This window comes from Bacillus sp. NPDC094106 (assembly GCF_044764345.1).
GTDB lineage: Bacteria > Bacillota > Bacilli > Bacillales > Bacillaceae_G > Bacillus_A.
In genome coordinates, this window is record NZ_JBIWHY010000045.1 from 1 (window position 1) to 1,967 (window position 1,967).

General features: G+C 34.0%; 1 protein-coding gene and 1 rRNA gene. Both read right to left on the reverse strand.

What is annotated here, in order from left to right; all coding sequences use genetic code 11:
- Positions 1 to 512: 512 nt before the first annotated feature.
- Positions 513 to 1,451: a DMT family transporter gene (locus ACIQ7L_RS28090; RefSeq protein ID WP_400573501.1), complete on the reverse strand. Its 939-nt coding sequence runs from the start codon at positions 1,449 to 1,451 to the stop codon at positions 513 to 515.
- 423 nt (positions 1,452 to 1,874) lie between these two features.
- A 5S ribosomal RNA gene (rrf, locus tag ACIQ7L_RS28095) occupies positions 1,875 to 1,967 on the reverse strand; the annotation flags it as partial.

Sequence of the window (1,967 nt, forward strand, 5' to 3'; positions counted from 1 at the left end):
CAAACTCTCCAATAAAGTTAGTTTGTCTAGCATCATAAAATAAAAATTGACGTTTCACGTTGTTTGTTTCGTTCAGTTTTCAGAGAACTCGTTTGTCGCTTATTTGCGACTTCCTTATGTTAACATTTCTGTGTTTCAATGTCAACTAAGTTTTTTATTTCGTTTGTCGCATTTTGCTCTATTGCTATCGGCGACTCGTATAATATTACACCTCTACCCTGTAATAGTCAATGGTTTTTTATAAAAAAATTAAAGGTTACTATTAACCTCTGTTTAACCTACCATAAATCACTCATCTTTATTCATACTCCTTCTCGATTTCACATATATAGAGTATAAAGATGTTTAATCCATCCTCGCTCCATATTATGAGTGTGCACTTCATTAGCGATGTGATTCTTTTATCAAATCGATTTACTTCGAACCGCATTATAGTACCACCCCTTTATTTTCCCTAGCCAATTAAAAAGAGGATGTATAGCAAATAATACACCCTTTTTCATATCCTCGTATTAATATGTTTTATACTTCTTATCCTCTTCTATTTTTCGATCTACAGATTTTATTAAAATGCGCAATTTATCTTTATCTGCCCAGACAACTCCTAATAAAACTAGACATCCCCCTATTAAAATACCCCACGTTAAAGATTCCTTTAATAAAATAACCGAGGTAATAATACTTATGAGTGGTAAAGCATTTAGATATAGTCCACTTACTGATGCCGCAACCTTTTCTAGTGCCTTATTCCAAAACCAATAGGCAAGAATTGTTGCACAAACAACAAGATACATAAAGCTAAATCCTGTCTTCCATGTACCTATTTGAGGTAGACCACAGTAAAAAGTTTCAATAGCCGCAAAGGGGAATAGAATGATTGCCCCAATGAGTAATGTTAATGTTGTAAATACTTCGCTTGATAGATTTTTTTCTTGTTTTGGCCTTTTTAATAATATTGTATAAAACGCAAATACAAAGGTACTTAATAAAATAAGCATATCTCCAACTAGAGAAGAACTTTGATTATCATTACCAGATGGAATCGTAATACATATTACTCCTATAAAACCTAATATAACTCCAACCCAATAGTTTAACTGAATTTTTTCTTTTAGAAACAGTGCCGAGAAAATGATTGTAACTAATGGTAAAGCAGCGTCAATGATACTAACATGTAACCCACTTGTTAAAGAAATCCCATACGAGGTAAACATGAAGTATCCTGCTACACCAGTAAAAGATAACAAGCTTATCCTTTTCCATGGGACATCCTTATTTACAATATTTTTTCGTAGCTGATGAAAAGAAAAAAGCAGACATATCCCTCCAGCAAAACAAAGACGAAAAAATAATAAAGTGAATGGTTGAATTAACTCTAACGCCCATTTTGTCGGAGCAATTGCTGTTCCCCATAGTATAATTGCTACTAATAACATACATATCTCTTTCATAATCACCCACACCCATCCTAAAATTTCATGTACCTATTCCTTCCGTTAAGTAAAAACCTTAATTATAAAATTCCACTTTCATATTTTACTTGTTTTTTCTATATATATATCAATTAAAAAACCGACATAAAACCCCTCTTTTTAGGTGAGAGAGAGCATCTGTCAGGGCCTTTTTTTGCCACATGCGAAGTAAAACGAGTAATCTGTACCCTTTGTAAAGGACATGTTGACGAATTAAAATGGATTTATATATATAAGATCCTTTTTTGCAATAAAGAAAAATTCTCGTCACGACTTGGGTTTTTACAAACTATTCTCCTTCTTCTCTCATCATCTAAACCTTGGGACAAAGTGAGAATCTTACTGCTTACAAATAGAAAATAAAACACAAAAAAGACGAGTCATTCTGACTCGTCTAAGGTTGCTTGGCGACGTCCTACTCTCACAGGGGCAAGGCCCCAACTACCATCGGCGCTAGAGAGCTTAACTTCCGTGTTCGGTATGGGAACGGGTGTG

What these genes read in the sequence shown, in the direction of transcription:
- ACIQ7L_RS28090 (WP_400573501.1), bottom strand. Translation starts at nt 1,451, where the DNA reads ATGAAAGAGATATGTATGTTATTAGTAGCAATTATACTATGGGGAACA.